21 protein-coding genes are annotated in these 13,669 nt (G+C 37.2%); 15 read left to right on the forward strand and 6 right to left on the reverse strand.

The window, feature by feature from the left end; all coding sequences use genetic code 11:
- The 4 genes from JP36_RS07430 to JP36_RS07445 are packed head-to-tail and all read right to left on the reverse strand — an operon-like array spanning nt 1 to nt 2,450.
- Nucleotides 1-675, reverse strand: a complete 675-nt coding sequence (locus tag JP36_RS07430; RefSeq protein ID WP_039173573.1) for a replication protein P — start codon at nt 673-675, stop codon at nt 1-3.
- Nucleotides 675-1,472: a hypothetical protein gene (locus JP36_RS11175; protein ID WP_052119462.1), complete on the reverse strand. Its 798-nt coding sequence runs from the start codon at nt 1,470-1,472 to the stop codon at nt 675-677. Before JP36_RS11175 ends, JP36_RS07430 begins: the two co-directional genes overlap by 1 nt.
- Nucleotides 1,469-2,197, reverse strand: coding sequence for a KilA-N domain-containing protein (locus JP36_RS07440; protein WP_039173576.1), 729 nt, complete (start codon nt 2,195-2,197; stop codon nt 1,469-1,471). Before JP36_RS07440 ends, JP36_RS11175 begins: the two co-directional genes overlap by 4 nt.
- Nucleotides 2,198-2,249: 52 nt before the next feature.
- On the reverse strand, nt 2,250-2,450 hold the full coding sequence (locus JP36_RS07445; RefSeq protein ID WP_039173578.1) for a YdaS family helix-turn-helix protein: 201 nt from the start codon (nt 2,448-2,450) through the stop codon (nt 2,250-2,252).
- 125 nt (nt 2,451-2,575) lie between these two features.
- Between JP36_RS07445 and JP36_RS07450 the strand changes: the two genes are divergently transcribed.
- The 5 genes from JP36_RS07450 (at nt 2,576) to JP36_RS11515 (ending at nt 6,462) form a co-directional block, all read left to right on the forward strand.
- Nucleotides 2,576-3,271, forward strand: coding sequence for a S24 family peptidase (locus JP36_RS07450; protein WP_039173581.1), 696 nt, complete (start codon nt 2,576-2,578; stop codon nt 3,269-3,271).
- A 131-nt stretch (nt 3,272-3,402) separates the two neighbouring features.
- Complete coding sequence (locus JP36_RS07455) at nt 3,403-4,497, forward strand: hypothetical protein (RefSeq protein ID WP_039173583.1); 1,095 nt, start codon at nt 3,403-3,405, stop codon at nt 4,495-4,497.
- 11 nt (nt 4,498-4,508) lie between these two features.
- Nucleotides 4,509-4,823 (forward strand): STAS-like domain-containing protein, encoded by a 315-nt coding sequence (locus JP36_RS07460; RefSeq protein ID WP_039173585.1) that lies wholly within the window; start codon nt 4,509-4,511, stop codon nt 4,821-4,823.
- On the forward strand, nt 4,823-5,248 hold the full coding sequence (locus tag JP36_RS07465) for a hypothetical protein (protein ID WP_039173588.1): 426 nt from the start codon (nt 4,823-4,825) through the stop codon (nt 5,246-5,248). The genes JP36_RS07460 and JP36_RS07465 overlap by 1 nt, the downstream gene beginning before the upstream one ends.
- Nucleotides 5,249-6,312: 1,064 nt before the next feature.
- Nucleotides 6,313-6,462, forward strand: a complete 150-nt coding sequence (locus JP36_RS11515) for a hypothetical protein (protein ID WP_156106930.1) — start codon at nt 6,313-6,315, stop codon at nt 6,460-6,462.
- An 82-nt stretch (nt 6,463-6,544) separates the two neighbouring features.
- Here the strand turns inward: JP36_RS11515 and JP36_RS07475 are convergent, their stop codons facing one another.
- Nucleotides 6,545-6,985 (reverse strand): hypothetical protein, encoded by a 441-nt coding sequence (locus JP36_RS07475; protein ID WP_039173592.1) that lies wholly within the window; start codon nt 6,983-6,985, stop codon nt 6,545-6,547.
- Nucleotides 6,986-7,079: 94 nt separating this feature from the next.
- Between JP36_RS07475 and JP36_RS07480 the strand changes: the two genes are divergently transcribed.
- From JP36_RS07480 to JP36_RS07505, 6 genes are read left to right on the forward strand one after another with little or no spacing between them, the layout of a single operon-like run.
- A complete protein-coding gene (locus JP36_RS07480; protein ID WP_052119463.1) occupies nt 7,080-7,358 on the forward strand; it encodes a hypothetical protein in 279 nt (92 codons plus the stop codon).
- Nucleotides 7,355-7,657: a hypothetical protein gene (locus JP36_RS07485; RefSeq protein ID WP_039173595.1), complete on the forward strand. Its 303-nt coding sequence runs from the start codon at nt 7,355-7,357 to the stop codon at nt 7,655-7,657. Before JP36_RS07480 ends, JP36_RS07485 begins: the two co-directional genes overlap by 4 nt.
- Before the next feature lie 12 nt (nt 7,658-7,669).
- Nucleotides 7,670-8,563 carry an ATP-binding protein gene (locus tag JP36_RS07490; protein ID WP_039173596.1) on the forward strand — a complete coding sequence of 298 codons (894 nt, stop codon included), beginning with the start codon at nt 7,670-7,672 and terminating at the stop codon, nt 8,561-8,563.
- Nucleotides 8,560-9,171: a hypothetical protein gene (locus JP36_RS07495; protein WP_039137001.1), complete on the forward strand. Its 612-nt coding sequence runs from the start codon at nt 8,560-8,562 to the stop codon at nt 9,169-9,171. The genes JP36_RS07490 and JP36_RS07495 overlap by 4 nt, the downstream gene beginning before the upstream one ends.
- 3 nt (nt 9,172-9,174) lie before the next feature.
- A complete protein-coding gene (ssb, locus tag JP36_RS07500) occupies nt 9,175-9,636 on the forward strand; it encodes a single-stranded DNA-binding protein (protein WP_039173597.1) in 462 nt (153 codons plus the stop codon).
- An 11-nt stretch (nt 9,637-9,647) separates the two neighbouring features.
- Nucleotides 9,648-9,959, forward strand: a complete 312-nt coding sequence (locus tag JP36_RS07505) for a hypothetical protein (protein ID WP_039136997.1) — start codon at nt 9,648-9,650, stop codon at nt 9,957-9,959.
- A 22-nt stretch (nt 9,960-9,981) separates the two neighbouring features.
- On the opposite strand, the gene JP36_RS07510 is transcribed toward JP36_RS07505, so the two are convergent.
- The gene (locus tag JP36_RS07510) at nt 9,982-10,164 is read right to left on the reverse strand and encodes a ribbon-helix-helix protein, CopG family (protein WP_035688065.1); all 183 of its coding nucleotides are present in this window, start codon (nt 10,162-10,164) and stop codon (nt 9,982-9,984) included.
- Between the two features lie 515 nt (nt 10,165-10,679).
- Between JP36_RS07510 and JP36_RS11180 the strand changes: the two genes are divergently transcribed.
- The 4 genes from JP36_RS11180 to JP36_RS11185 all read left to right on the forward strand — a co-directional run bounded on the left by JP36_RS11180 (nt 10,680) and on the right by JP36_RS11185 (nt 13,591).
- Nucleotides 10,680-11,333, forward strand: a complete 654-nt coding sequence (locus JP36_RS11180; RefSeq protein WP_052119464.1) for a KilA-N domain-containing protein — start codon at nt 10,680-10,682, stop codon at nt 11,331-11,333.
- A gap of 253 nt (nt 11,334-11,586) precedes the next feature.
- Nucleotides 11,587-12,483: a recombination-associated protein RdgC gene (rdgC, locus tag JP36_RS07520; RefSeq protein ID WP_039173598.1), complete on the forward strand. Its 897-nt coding sequence runs from the start codon at nt 11,587-11,589 to the stop codon at nt 12,481-12,483.
- A gap of 261 nt (nt 12,484-12,744) precedes the next feature.
- A complete protein-coding gene (locus JP36_RS11520; RefSeq protein ID WP_156106931.1) occupies nt 12,745-12,903 on the forward strand; it encodes a hypothetical protein in 159 nt (52 codons plus the stop codon).
- Nucleotides 12,890-13,591 carry a hypothetical protein gene (locus JP36_RS11185; RefSeq protein ID WP_052119465.1) on the forward strand — a complete coding sequence of 234 codons (702 nt, stop codon included), beginning with the start codon at nt 12,890-12,892 and terminating at the stop codon, nt 13,589-13,591. The genes JP36_RS11520 and JP36_RS11185 overlap by 14 nt, the downstream gene beginning before the upstream one ends.
- Nucleotides 13,592-13,669 lie beyond the last annotated feature (78 nt).

Here is a 13,669-nt window from a genome sequence, read left to right on the forward strand (position 1 = left end):
CTAACCTCTCGCTACTAACGCTTTCAAATTGGCCCAGCCTTGTTTAACTTTTTCAGGATCCAGATATTCGACTTTCTCAGGTAACGAGCGAGTTGGCTTTGGTAACACCTCCCCTTTTTCTAAGCGTTTTGCCATCTTGTCTAACGCCTCTTTCATCGCTTTAAGCTCTTCCGCCTCACTGTAAGATTTTTGGATTGACTTGTTCGCAATCTCAGTAATCAGCCAATATTCCGCATCTGATATAAACTCAAAGCGATCAATTTCCGCAAACCCGCCAAACGCTCGGAATTTATTTAAGCGATATTGCAACTCCTCCACGGTCGGCAGCCCCAATGCGGCATAATCGTCCGTTTTACACCACGCAATAAATTGCCCTGCGCTAGGAAAAAACGGACTTCCCGACCGTTCCGCCTGCGCAATACCGCACTTAAATTGAGCAGCGGTCGTCACGCCGTTGTTGACCAACGCCTCAAGCCAAAGCCGTTTTGCTTCCTGATAGCCTTCCTCACCATCAAATGCCGCCTGCCACGCCGGGAATATCGCTTTTAATCGGGCAAATAAGCGATCGACAAATTTTGCCACCTGCGGCGGAATTTCTTGCTTGCCTGGCGTTGCTTGATAAGTCGGCTCCTTGCCGACCAAATCCGCCAATTGTGTATTTGCAAAATGACGCATTAAACCCCCCTAACCTCAATCGTTTTGCCACGCCACCAGCTATCGTCATTGTCATCAAATTTTGATTTTTTAGACCGGTTTTGTGGCGTTTCTTGCCAATCCCAATTGGCTTTAAAGCCACGCCAGCCACGCTCAATCATAACTTCCGCCACCTCCGCAAGCGGTAAGCAAGCCAAGTCTGCTTGTTTTTGTAGGCGTTCTAGTGCGGTTTTAGTAATTGGTGCATTTTTCGATTTACGGTGAGTAATAAAATCTTCTGCTAGTTGCCCGGTAATCCCAAATTCAGCTAAAAGCTCAAGTACAGGCGACTTTTTTTGCGTAGTTTTTTTAATATCTTGTGTAGTATTCTTTTGTGTATTCTTTTGGTTATTGCTCTGCTCATTTTGAACAGACACATCTGTCCATTTTGAACAGTCAGACTGCTCATTTTGAACAGATGGATTGTTATTTTTAACAGTCGATATATCCAAATTGGCAAGACGGTCATAATCAATGGTGTACCACTTTGTTTTATCCATTTTCATCTTGTTGAACTTGTCAGTTGCAATCAATAATCCTCGTGTTTTAACACTCTCTATCGTGCGTCTAATCGTTGATATTGACCAATAACAAAAAATCTCTTGCCATTGTTCATAGGTATTAAATATCCAAGACTTTCCTTCAATATGGTTTTTGCTGTAATTCAACAAATAATGTAGTTGTTGTAAGAAAATCGCTTCATTTAAACCAATTGTTTTTGCTAAAGCAGGTAAGACTTGATGAGGTTGATCATCAATCAATAATTTTCCAATACTCATAACATCAACTCCGTTGCATATTGTTCGGCAATAAAACGCATACCCTCAGCGGTAACTCGAGTTTGCGTATAGTTATGTCCGTGTTCAGCCGTTCCCGTTTTCACCGTAAACAACGGCTTCGCTTTCTCACTGGCAAACGGCAACAACTTGCCTGATTGACGAAACAACAACCGATCTTCGATCAAACGTTCGATCATCGCTTTCTCCGGCATCTTTAAAATTTTCGCGGTTTCACGCAGCGATTTACTGGTGCCAACGTCAACATAATGATCGACAAATGCGGCTTTTGGTTTCAGTTCTTTATTTTCTAAAGCTAATGTTTGATTTTGCTCCGCTAAATCTGCGGCTAAGCGCAAGGCTTCGGGTAATGTTTGGGGGATTTGTGTTTTGATAGGTTGAAATTCACCTTTAAGTACTTTATCGAAAATCTCATAAACTTTTACTTCAAATTCAGGATTAATCCACGCCGCATATTTGTACACTAATTTTTCACATGCATAACAGCCTTGATTTATTCCACCATTGTTTATTTCTAAAGCAGAATGCAAATCTGCATTGTGCTTATCTAATATAGCGACAAACTCTTTTGTCCCTTTTAAGCGCAAAAATTGGCTTGGTGCGTGGATAGGATTTCCACCACTCGCACGATGTAAATCATTTAGACAATATCGTCCTTGACCGTCTTGTCTAATTTCTGTATTATCAATTTTAATTAATTGGTTCATTTAACCTCCTAAACCACCGTTGCCGCGGTGGTTTTTTATTACATACAAAACACTAATCCCATAAATCTGGTCGCATTTCAGATTTAGATACTTCCCCATTTGTAGCTACCTCGATTTTTTTTGCTAAATACGGTGGTATCTTTGTTCTCCCCATCTCGCAGTTTCTTAAAAAACACATAGATACTCCCACCTGTTTTGCAAAATTTGCTTTAAAACCACGTTGTCTATTTGATAAATATCCTGTCAGTTTCATAAACTTTAGTTTAGTTAAAAATAAAATTAAGTTTATTTATAGATAAACAATAAGTCAATCATTAATTTTTTGCTTATTTACTAAATACTAAATAAAATGGTGAAAAATTAACTAAGGAGGAATCTATGAAAAAAATAGATCTAACTAGTATTCGTAGGGAAAATTTGAAAAGATTCTACTCAGATAAGAAGTACCCTGATAAAGATAAAAGTCTAATATCTCAGCAAATAAATGGTTCAGCTAAATCTTTTGGGGAAAGATTGGCTAGAAGATTAGAAAAAGATTATGGCATGGGTGAATTTTACTTAGATACTCCCGTTAGCGTAGATAGTAACAATAATATCGTTTCCAATATCAAAGAAATTGGGGCATTTGAATTATGGGATAGACATACTCCTCTCTCAAATGATGAGATAGAAGTTCCTTTTTTCAAAGAAATTAGACTCTCTGCTGGGAATGGATTTGCTGATGACATAATGGACTATAACAATTTTAAACTTAGATTTTCTAAAGCCACTTTAAAAAGACAAGGCGTATCATATGAAAATGCTGTTTGCGTTACAGCGGATGGTAACTCTATGGAGCCAGTTATTCCAGACGGAACAACAGTTGGGATCGATCTCGGTAATAAAACTATCAGAGATGGAAAGATATATGCGATAAATCACGGTGGATTATTAAGAATAAAAATTCTCTACAATATGCCAAATAATCAGGTGAAAATAAGAAGCTATAACTCTGAAGAGCACCCAGATGAAGTCGCAAACTTAGAAGATCTTACAGTTTTAGGCAAAGTTTTCTGGTACTCGGTTTTGTTGTAACAACCCAGAAGATGGGTTTTATTGAGTGAATTTAATATGGTAATTTGAAATAAGATAATATCACTTATTTCATGAAGAAACTTTCACGCGTTGTATCTCATGTAAGTAAGTGGCAGAATACAGAGGAAATTATGTTAAAACTCAAAATATTGCGATCTATCGTTATTAAGAGAACGCTACGTAATCTGATTTCCAAACAGAAAAGACGCCGAATGAATGGTGGAAAAATAAAATATAAATCTATCAAAAAAAAGAAATTATTTCGGCGTCTATGTGCGGAGGTTTATGCTCCTAGTAAAATTGTACTAGCAAGAGAAATTTCTCACATTTTTGTTTCTTTTAAAAAAGAAATTGAAAAAAAAGCAAAATTAGCTTCACAAAACCACCAAATATTAAAATTAAACTTTAGAGAAACTTCTGTTATTGATGCTCCAGCTTGTGCTGTCTTAATTGCCACTCTAGATACTATTAGGAATCAATATCCTGAGTTAAAATTTAGTGTTATTCGTCCAAAACCTAAACCAGCAGATAGAAGAAAACGTGGTCCATATGATGTAGATGGTGTATTTTGTCATATTGGTTTATATAAAATGCTTGGCTTTAACTATACATCAAGTTCTTCTCAAAAAAATGTAAAGTGCTGGCATTTTATTCAAAGTGATAATACTGATGGCTCAATCACGGCGCCCTTACTCAATGAGCTTAAAGCAATGGGAGTAAATACCAAAGGAATGTATAGCAGTTATATTGAAGCCATTGCAAACGCTGTCGAGCATGCATATGCAGAAAATATTCAAACTCATAGATATTTCCCAATTAAGCGATGGTGGATGTTACTTGCCATATTAGACAATGAACTTTCTCTTTTTGTTTGTGATTTAGGGCATGGCATACCGAATACATTAGAAAAAACTCAAAAAGCTAGTACGCTAAAAAAAATTTGGGAAAGATTAAAACAACAGCTAGGCAAACCTACGACAGATGCCATATATATTAAAGCTTCAACATTGATTAAAGAAACTCGAACAGGGCTGGGATATCGTGGTAAAGGTGGTGGAGATATTAGGTCAATTATTGATAAGACACCAAATAGCAGTTTAATTATTCGTTCAAATCGTGGAATGTATGTGTATAATGGTCGAAATAAAGCAGATTTAGTCAAAGAGTCTCCTTACTCTATTGATGGAACGATTGTTCAATGGAACCTGCCACTTGATACAAATTAAAGGTAAATAAAATGCAACATATTTATGTGAAAGACTTTAGCCTTTTTCCAGGTCCCCGTCATATTAAAGATGGAAAAGCTAGTGGAGAAGAATTTAGAAATACTATACTTATCCCTGCAACTAAAAAAGATCCAGAGATAACATTGCACCTAGATGGTGTTGTAGGGTATGGTTCATCTTTTCTAGAGGAAGCATTTGGTGGGGCAATTCGTTTAGGAGTATCTCCTAATATTATTAGTAATATTATTTTTATTTCTGAAGAGGATCCTGACCTAATTGAAGAAATTAGAGAATATATAAACGCAGCCATTTCGGAGTTACAATAATGCAAAGTTCAGAGGTTATTTCAATAGTCGCTCTACTAGTTTCAATTATAGCAATTCCAATTGGTTATTTTCTAGGAGCAAGAAATGCAAGGCATAATGCACATAACGAAGCTATTGATTCTTTACAAGAACTATGCAATAAAATTTTTGAAGATGCTCTACGTGTTCATAAACAAGCAGCTTCATTAAATGAGGGTGATTTTCATTTAATGATAGCATACCATAAAAGGCTACAAGGTAAATGTACTGAAATTATGGAATTAGCTCAAAATGATTTTTATCCAAACATAGAAATTAGAGAGGTTAAAAAAGTTACAACAAACCAACTCTTCTCAGATGATCTAACAGTAAGAAATATCGCTATTCGCAGCTTAATTTATAAGTTACATGCTGTACATTCTAAATATCACAAAAAATTTATCTAACTACTACATTATAACAATACTTTTATCTCTCATAACTTTATATTTCATCTAGATAACTTAAAATTTCATTTCACTAAATTTGTTCACTAAACAAGCTCTTTTATCCTTTTCTACCTCTCAATAATATTAATTTGATCAAAAATTAATCAATTAAACATCTTTCCTAAAATTTTTTTCTTTATTTATTAATATTTTAATAAACACACCACAAAAAAGTTTATTAAAAAATAAATAAACGTATTGATCTAAAGTTTATTTTTTAATAAACTAAACCCATCAAAACGAGATACACAATATCTCAAGCTCTTTAACAGAATGGTGTGGCAATGGCGGTAAGTGATCAACTGCGTTAAGTTGAGTAACCCCCGAGCAGAAAACTGTGTTTCTCGTCCTAAGAGAGGTGGACGGAAAATCAAGGGCAGCACTGCTTACTAGCTTGAGTGCGAAATGCACGGTCGAAAGATTGCTACAACGGTTGGGGAAACAGGCGAACAAGCCCGCGAACCGTTTATTTAATGCCTACTTAGCTATTTTTATTTTAATGATGATTAGTGATTTTTGTGTAATTTAGGCGGCTAAGTAGGCATTAAGGTATTCATTTGCGAAAGTGAATACCATTTGATTATAGGTTGAACCGTCCTAAAGGTGCTGTTTCAGGCAACAGCGTAGCAAAAGCTTGATTAATCTTAATTTAGTCAGATTAAGAGGATTTTTAGGTAGAAAGGGTAGCTTGCTACAAAGTCCTTTCGTGAATTAGTGTTTGGATGAGGCGAATGACAAGCCGCCTATGCTTGTAGCTGTTGCAAGGTTAAATAAAAACGGCAATCTAATGCCTGTTTAGCCAATGATTATGTTGGATTTTGAGAAAATTTTTAGTGATAGGCGGCTAAGCAGACATTAGGAAACGCATTTAAGGCAACCATCCTCAATGTGTTTGCCCAACCTCGCCTTGAGTGCGTTTCTTATCCATATAACGACATTACCTTTGCCCTCCACCCACGAGGGCTTTTTTTAAAGCTAATTCTATGAGTGAGCTTTAAAAAGAAAAGAGAAAGGAGAAACACATGGGCCACGACACATTTGAAGAAGAGTTACCGATCAATCGAGAAGATCAAGAGTATGAACCTGACAACGGCTTCGATCCACGTGAATGTGATCGAGCTGCTGAAATCTGGGAAAGACAGTTTTTAGATAATTTTTATTACAAAGCCTAGATTGTTCTAGGCTTTTATTTTAGGAGCGAAAAGATGATTTCTTCAAATATAATTTACGCAAACAAAGTAAACTGTGAAGGTATTAAACGGCAACATATTGCCCGTTTTGATACGCCACATCAGGCAACATCTCAGCGACAACCATTTTCACAAGATGTTCATCACGAATATTCATCAAAACATGGGCAAGCTCTTCCAACGCACAAGCTTTTTGAAGCGGAGAAGGCAACGACAACATCACATTCAAATCAAGAAAAACAAAGTTCTCAATCGCTACATGTAGAACAGGTTCAAATATCTGTACCGATAAGGTTGCATTTTGTAGTTGAAGTTCAAACGGTCGTGAAGAAATAATCACATTCACCGTTTTATTCAGATGAACAAATTGAGAAATCGTCTGAATAGACTGTGCAATGTTATCCAGCAGATGTGTATATTTTTTCTGAATTTCTGCCATTTCGATTTTAAAGAATGGAGAAATTTCAGCGGGTATTTGTTGATAAATATAAGCAGAATCTAACATTTTTTAATCTCCTATGTTGGCTGTGTGGCAACGCCAATATACCACGTTGGCGAGCGTGGAGAAATAAATCGCCAAACACAAAAGGAAACAAAAAATGAAATTCACACTAGAGCCGATTTACCTTATTACCGCATTAATCATCGCCGTTGTCTTAGGCATTAGTTGCCAACCGCAACCCGTCAAAGCACTGGAAAAAGACACGGATTATTACGACCACACGCTCAACATTGAAACTGCCTTAAGCGAGGAACAGCAACAATGGCAACAATGGGCAAAAGAAGAATGGGAAAAGGAACACGGCAATTTACAAACACCGCTCACACCGGCACACGAAGCGGAGATTAGAGCGCAATTAGCGGAGGGGGTGAGATGATGGATATTTTTGAACAGCTTAATCAACAAGCGAAACAGCTTAACCGCCAACGGCTTGAAATATTATTCCATCAACTCACGTTAGCTTTGCATCAGTATAAAACGGTTCCACAGTGGAATAACTACTTTACTGAGCTTTTAGCTTATTACGAATATAACGACATTGTCAACGCAATACACCACTTACCGCTTGATGAACAAGAGCGAGAGGGATTGTTACATCTACTAGAGATTAATCAATTCCACCTCGTGCAAGAAAACGAAATCGCAGACCACAGAACATTAAACCAATTCAAATAAGAGGATAATAATATGGCACTTAAAATCATTTCATCAAAACAATCTATCGAAGTAAAAAACATCACTATCTGTATCTATGCTCCCCCAGCTTATGGAAAAACATCAACCGCATTTACAGCAAAAAATCCACTGCTGCTAGACTTCGATAATGGAGCATATCGTTCTCAATTCCGTAAAGATACGGTACAGATTGAATCTTGGCAAGATATTACAGGCTTAACAGAAGAGGATTTAAAGCCTTACGATACCATTATTATTGATACCGTAGGTCGTGCGTTAGATATGATTACGGTTGATATTCTAAGAAGTAATCAAAAAGGAACAACTAGAAATGGTGGAACTGAATTAAGTCAACAAGGCTATGGCACACTTAAAAATAGGTTTATTTCGTGGTTAAAACTTCTCCGCTCTTTCGGTAAAGATGTCGTTTTACTTTCACATATGACTGAGGAAAGAAAAAATGATGAGTTTGTAGAACGTTTGGATATTCAAGGCGGAGCGAAAAACGAAGTTTATAAAGTGGCAGATTTAATGGGAAGATTAGTCTTAAATGGCAATCAAAAAGTTCTCGATTTTAACCCTAGCTCAACAGGCTTTGGTAAGAACCCAATAGGCTTACCTGTGATTGCTGTACCTAACTTTAAAGTTGAGCCTTTGTTCTTAGCGAATATTATCGAGCAAGTGAAAGCAGAATTAAATAAACAATCTGATGAAGCTATCAAGGAACAACAAGAACTTGATGAGGTGCACGCTAAATTCAGCGTTTTGTTAAATCCTGAAGAGTTTAACGAAATGATAGATCCAGATATGCCAACTTTACATAAGCAGCTATTAATGGATTATGCGAAAAAACAAGGAATTACTTTCAATAAAGAAAGCAAACAATTTGAAAAGGTCGCCGCATGATAAGAATCTCCGCAACAACATTAGAAGCCTACCGAAGATGGCTTGATAACGAAGATGCAACCATAGAAGATATGGTTGCTTATCTTGATAGAAAAATAGAACCTACTAAAGCAATGATGGCTGGCACTGCTTTTCATAAACTGCTTGAAACAAAACAAGGCGATCTCACAGTAGAAACAGTTGATGGTTTTACTTTTGATTTTAGTGAAATTGATAGTGATGTTTATATTCCAAAAATCAAAGAGTTTAAATTCACGGTTATGAGAAGAATTCTTGATGAAGATGTGACATTTGTTGGTGTTGTTGATGCGATGGATAGCAACACTGTTTTCGATCACAAGCTAACCTCATCAATAGATGTCGAAAAGAATTATGAGCCATCAATGCAATGGCGAGCGTATCTATCTTGGCTTAATTTAGATCATTTTACTTACAATCTTTTTAGACAGTATAACCCTGCTGCTACTCCTGATACCTTTTTAATTAAAGAAGCTGTTACCGTATCATTTCACAGGTATGAGGGTATGGATGAAGATATTGATAATATGGCAAAAAGTTTAATAATTTTTATTAAGGAGTACGCTCCACACCTAATTAATAGGGGGTAAATAATGGCAGGCATAAACAAAGCCATCATCATCGGCAATTTAGGGCAAGCTCCCGAAATCCGCACAATGCAAAACGGCGACCTTGTCGCCAATATCAGCGTAGCCACTAGCGACCGCTGGCAGGATAAACAGACCAACGAATGGAAAGAACAGACCGAATGGCACAGAATTGTACTTTATCGGCGGTTAGCGGAAATTGCCGAGCAATACCTTAAAAAAGGCTCAAAAGTCTATATTGAGGGCAAGCTCAAAACCCGAAAATGGCAAGACAAAAATGGGCAAGAACGCTACATCACAGAAATTCAAGGCGACAGTTTGCAAATGTTAGATAGCCGTCAAGAGGGGCAAGCCGCACAGGCTAACGCACCGACACAACAAGCACAAGCGAATGCTTACGCTCAAGCAAAAAACGGCACTTACACCCCACCGCCACCAGCTGATTTTGATGATGAGATGCCTTTTTAATGGAGGAAAAAATGAACACAGACCTACTCAACGAACGGGCCAAAACGCACGGCGACTTTATCAGCGGTGCAGAAACCTTTTATCACCTGATGAAACCGATTATTGAAAGCCAGCTTTTTGAACGCAACAAAGTCAAAGCCTATGCCGCCACAATGATTGCTGCCAAACTCACCCGAATTTGCAACGGTGATGAAACCTTCCCCGACCACTGGGACGACATTATCGGCTACGCTCAATTAGCAACCGGCAAGCAATTTGAACCACAGCAAGTGGTAAGTGTGCCGGTTGTGGATTATATAGAAAAGCCTAACCCAAACAGTTAGGCTTTTCCGAACAGTTGAGAAGTTATGAATGGGCTTGTTTAAGTAACAAAATTGCTTGTTCTAATATCTTTCCTTTTGAAATACCAAGCTCAACAGCAAGCCTATCTATTTCATCTGAAACAGATTGTGGAATTTTAAAAGACTTCGTTACAATGCCCCGCTTTGCCTCGCTACGAGCATTTATTTCGGTTCTTGACAATGCCATAATTATTCCCTATGATTTGAAGAACTGGGGGACTGGTACTCCCCCAGTAAGTTATCAGATTAATAAACTGGCAAAGACCAGAGTAATAAAACGATAACTAGGATAATACGGATTAACATATTATTATCCTCTTCGTTATCGTGAGGATTAAGCCTCACACTCACTTTCAAGCTATCCCTTGAAAGTGAGATTATTATAATGTATGTTTACATACAAGACAAGTAATATTTTAAGAAAGCCTGCAATGTTTATTGTGGGCTTTTTATTTGACACCGCCCAAACTTCGGATTAAGATAACCGCACAACAAAACATTCGGCGGTATCCGCACCCGATAGCATAGCGGTTTTTTATGCTCAAAATTCAAAAGGTACAGATCTGTACCTTTCAAAGATCGGGTCGAGAGAACCTAATACAATACCGAAAGGAAATAAGTTCCGCCGCCCGAATGCGGTTGTTGAAGCCCGATCACCCTACAAAAGTGATCTGATATACACAAAACATTCGGAGCATAAAAATGTCAAACTTACAAATCTTAAACAATTCTATCCGCACTTTAGATAATCTTTATTCTTTAAATGATCTGCACAAAGCAAGTGGCGAATTACCTAAACATCGACCAAGCCTATTTATTCGTAATGAACAAACTAAAGAGCTTATTGCTGAGATAAATTGTTCAAATAACGAGCTAAGCACAAATTCGATCTTAGCTTATAAATCACTCAAAGGCGGATTAAATGCTGGTGTATGGGCTTGCGAAGAACTCGTCCTATCCTATGCAATGTGGATAAGCCCAAAATTTCACTTAATCGTATTGAGAGCCTTTCTTGCAATGCACAAAGGTGAAGTAAAACAGCAGCAACAAAGCCTCCCCCTTGCTGAAGCCGAAGCAGACGAAGAAGCCATCCGCATTATTGCTAACCTGTACCACTCACTTAATGGTGCGTATGAAATGGGCGAAAAAATACGCAAGGAATACCCACATCTTGGCAGAGATATAGACAAATTTATCGGAGGGCATTACCTCTATAACCTCAATATGCCAACCGAAAACGCTTTAACCAAAGCGAGAAAATATGTTCAAGCCAAAAGCGAACGCATTATGTTCATTAAAGGAATGTTAAGCCTGCTTGACGAACGACCACAACCAAAACGATTAGCTAACTTCTAAAAATTCAATAAAAACCGACCGCACTTTATTTTTAAAGCGTGGCGGTTTTGCTCAACCTAAATTCAGTAAATTGATTAAAGTTTAGTCATTGATTTGACAAAATTATCAAATCAAAAGGTGAAATTATGTTCAGAATTTTAATGATTATCGGCTTGTTGTGGTGTGCGTATGAACTCGATTTAGGTTCAGACTGCGACGGGCATTATTGTGGAACAACTACGGATTTAATCACAAAAAACTAGGAGAAAAGAAAATGTTTTGGTTTAAAAATGCAATGATTTACCGCTTAACAAAAGCGATGGATTTTTCCAACCTCTCAAGCCAACTTGAGGCGTGTGAATTTACGCCTTGCGGTAGTAGTGAGGCAAGTAAATTTGGCTGGATTGCACCACTTAGCACGAGCGAACAACTCTGCTTTGAGGCTAACGGACAAATTTTACTTGTCGCCCAGCGAGAAGAAAAAATCTTGCCGAATCAGGTTGTAACAAAAGAGCTGGAACGGAGGGTCAATGAACTTGAGAAGAAAGAAGAACGCAAACTAAGAAAATTAGAACGGTTATCTATTAAAGATGACGTTGTTGCCACTTTACTACCACAGGCTTTTACGCGTAGCACACAGACCGCACTTTGGATTGATACGCAAAACCGGTTGATTTATGTGGACGCAGGCTCAGCAAAACGGGCAGAAGATGCGTTAGCGTTATTGCGAAAATCCCTAGGCTCTTTGCCTGTTATTCCGCTTGCCTTTGCAAATGAGCCATCGCTCGTGATGACAGGCTGGATAAGCAACGCCCCCGATTGGCTGAGCGTGCTTGAAGAAGCTGAATTAGTTGGTTTTACTGAAGGTGGTGTAGCTAAATTTAAACAGCAAGATTTAGGTAGCGATGAAATAATCGAGTTACTCAAGGTGGGAAAAGTGGTAACGAAAATCGCTTTAGATTGGGAAGACAATTTAAGTTTCGTTCTCTGCGAAGACGGCACGCTCAAACGCCTTAAATTTGCTGATGAAATCAAAGAGAAAAATGATGACATTGCCAAAGAAGATATTGCTCAACGCTTTGATGCTGACTTTTTGTTAATGACGACAACGCTCTCAGAATTAACTAAGAGATTGCTCAATGAATTTGGTGGAGAAAAGGAAAGCGTATGAACAAAAATATTAAAAGCCGAAATTAATGCTTATGCCAAACAAATTGCTGTATTAGAAGACGCAATCAGCAAGCAAACTAAACGAATGCTCGGCTTGCAAACAATTATCGAAAATCAAAAAATCGATATTCTTAAATTAAGAAAACAAGCACAAAAACGACCGCACTTTAATAAACATAAAAGAGGTAAAAGATGAACACACAGAACATTAACAAGGAAACAAATGAATTGTATTCAGAAATGTTATATTAGGGAGTAAATTATGGATAGATATAACAAAGTAAAAATTCACGAAGAAATGAATAAAGTTGCTAAGCAATTAGGAGATAATCCATTTATCGCGAAACAACTTATTTCATATGAAAATAATACCATAATTGTATTCTTTGAAGATGAGGACAATGAAGATGAAACCATTTGATTTATATAAAGCCCTAGCAGGTGATCCTGTTAAATTGAGAAATGGAAAAAAAGCACTTGTAGTAAATAAAGTCCCTACTTATATTGATGCAAATAATCCTTTAATAGGATATGTAGTAAATAAAGAACATGACAAAATTGAACCAATTACTTGGACATCAGAGGGGAGTTTTCATTCTCAATCAATTATTGATGCTTTTGACATCATAGGTATGTGGGAAGATCCAAGAATTATAAATGGGATTGAAGTTCCTCGAGCCGTAACCTTAGATACAGTAGAAAACGCTCAGCTATATTATTTTATTAGTCTTATTTCAAAAGAATTAGTATCTCAAATGGGTGTAGATACTTTTAACGAGCATTGCCGAGAGGCGATTAAACGAGGGTTAGTTTTTAAAACAAAAGAAGATGCTCAAAAAATGGCGAAAGCCCTATTAAACTATAAAGAGGGTAAGAAAATTGAGTGGTTTAATGCAAATGAAAAACAACCTGAACTTGATTCTAAAATTTTATACTATTCTATAGAAAATGGGATAGGTATTGGCATAGTTAAAGAAATTAACTATGACTTTATCGATAACGACGACAAACCGTACAAATTACTTCTCATCTATGATGTAAACGATGAGACAGAATTTATTACTTCTGCTGAATATTGGATACCAGTACCTCAGCCACCACAAGCCTAACCTAACCAGTTAGGCTTTTTTTTGGAATAAATTATGCAAAAACTGGTGTATTTGATGAAAATGGTAAAATTAAAAAAG

Source organism: Gallibacterium genomosp. 1 (assembly GCF_000771875.1).
In the GTDB taxonomy this organism is placed as follows: domain Bacteria; phylum Pseudomonadota; class Gammaproteobacteria; order Enterobacterales; family Pasteurellaceae; genus Gallibacterium.

Excerpts from the sequence above, each read along its gene's own strand:
- JP36_RS07430 (WP_039173573.1), bottom strand. The coding sequence starts at position 675 with ATGCGTCATTTTGCAAATACACAATTGGCGGATTTGGTCGGCAAGGAG.
- JP36_RS11175 (WP_052119462.1), bottom strand. The coding sequence starts at position 1,472 with ATGAGTATTGGAAAATTATTGATTGATGATCAACCTCATCAAGTCTTA.
- JP36_RS07440 (WP_039173576.1), bottom strand. The coding sequence starts at position 2,197 with ATGAACCAATTAATTAAAATTGATAATACAGAAATTAGACAAGACGGT.
- JP36_RS07445 (WP_039173578.1), bottom strand. The coding sequence starts at position 2,450 with ATGAAACTGACAGGATATTTATCAAATAGACAACGTGGTTTTAAAGCA.
- JP36_RS07450 (WP_039173581.1), top strand. The coding sequence starts at position 2,576 with ATGAAAAAAATAGATCTAACTAGTATTCGTAGGGAAAATTTGAAAAGA.
- JP36_RS07455 (WP_039173583.1), top strand. The coding sequence starts at position 3,403 with ATGTTAAAACTCAAAATATTGCGATCTATCGTTATTAAGAGAACGCTA.
- JP36_RS07460 (WP_039173585.1), top strand. The coding sequence starts at position 4,509 with ATGCAACATATTTATGTGAAAGACTTTAGCCTTTTTCCAGGTCCCCGT.
- JP36_RS07465 (WP_039173588.1), top strand. The coding sequence starts at position 4,823 with ATGCAAAGTTCAGAGGTTATTTCAATAGTCGCTCTACTAGTTTCAATT.
- JP36_RS11515 (WP_156106930.1), top strand. The coding sequence starts at position 6,313 with ATGGGCCACGACACATTTGAAGAAGAGTTACCGATCAATCGAGAAGAT.
- JP36_RS07475 (WP_039173592.1), bottom strand. The coding sequence starts at position 6,985 with ATGTTAGATTCTGCTTATATTTATCAACAAATACCCGCTGAAATTTCT.
- JP36_RS07480 (WP_052119463.1), top strand. The coding sequence starts at position 7,080 with ATGAAATTCACACTAGAGCCGATTTACCTTATTACCGCATTAATCATC.
- JP36_RS07485 (WP_039173595.1), top strand. The coding sequence starts at position 7,355 with ATGATGGATATTTTTGAACAGCTTAATCAACAAGCGAAACAGCTTAAC.
- JP36_RS07490 (WP_039173596.1), top strand. The coding sequence starts at position 7,670 with ATGGCACTTAAAATCATTTCATCAAAACAATCTATCGAAGTAAAAAAC.
- JP36_RS07495 (WP_039137001.1), top strand. The coding sequence starts at position 8,560 with ATGATAAGAATCTCCGCAACAACATTAGAAGCCTACCGAAGATGGCTT.
- ssb (WP_039173597.1), top strand. The coding sequence starts at position 9,175 with ATGGCAGGCATAAACAAAGCCATCATCATCGGCAATTTAGGGCAAGCT.
- JP36_RS07505 (WP_039136997.1), top strand. The coding sequence starts at position 9,648 with ATGAACACAGACCTACTCAACGAACGGGCCAAAACGCACGGCGACTTT.
- JP36_RS07510 (WP_035688065.1), bottom strand. The coding sequence starts at position 10,164 with ATGGCATTGTCAAGAACCGAAATAAATGCTCGTAGCGAGGCAAAGCGG.
- JP36_RS11180 (WP_052119464.1), top strand. The coding sequence starts at position 10,680 with ATGTCAAACTTACAAATCTTAAACAATTCTATCCGCACTTTAGATAAT.
- rdgC (WP_039173598.1), top strand. The coding sequence starts at position 11,587 with ATGTTTTGGTTTAAAAATGCAATGATTTACCGCTTAACAAAAGCGATG.
- JP36_RS11520 (WP_156106931.1), top strand. The coding sequence starts at position 12,745 with ATGGATAGATATAACAAAGTAAAAATTCACGAAGAAATGAATAAAGTT.
- JP36_RS11185 (WP_052119465.1), top strand. The coding sequence starts at position 12,890 with ATGAAACCATTTGATTTATATAAAGCCCTAGCAGGTGATCCTGTTAAA.